Raw genomic sequence first — 293 nt, 5'->3', positions numbered from 1 at the left:
GCCTGGACACCCGGCCGGCCGCGGCCGACGACGACCTGACGAGGACCGTGCACTACGGCGTCGTGGCCGAGGAGGTCGTGGCCGTGGTCGAGGGCGAGCCGGTGAACCTCATCGAGACCCTCGCCGAGCGGATCGCCCAGACCTGCCTGAAACACGAAGGGGTCCAGGAGGTCGAGGTGTGCGTCCACAAGCCGGACGCCCCGATCACCGTCCCCTTCGACGACGTGACCGTCACCATCACCCGGAGCCGAGTATGACCCGACCTTTCGTCCAGGGTCACAGTGACCCGACCG

At 68.9% G+C, this 293-nt stretch carries 1 protein-coding gene; it reads left to right on the top strand.

Annotated elements, in window-relative coordinates; translation table 11 throughout:
• The first annotated feature begins 2 nt into the window (after positions 1-2).
• Entirely contained in the window at positions 3-257 is a 255-nt protein-coding gene (folB, locus tag CCN72_RS32270) for a dihydroneopterin aldolase (RefSeq protein WP_244174583.1), read from the top strand.
• Positions 258-293 lie beyond the last annotated feature (36 nt).

It is taken from the genome of Streptomyces murinus, from assembly GCF_002154555.1.
Classification (GTDB): domain Bacteria; phylum Actinomycetota; class Actinomycetes; order Streptomycetales; family Streptomycetaceae; genus Streptomyces; species Streptomyces murinus.
The sequence above is the reverse complement of the archived record's forward strand: the minus strand, read 5'-3'. Positions and strand labels throughout refer to the sequence as shown.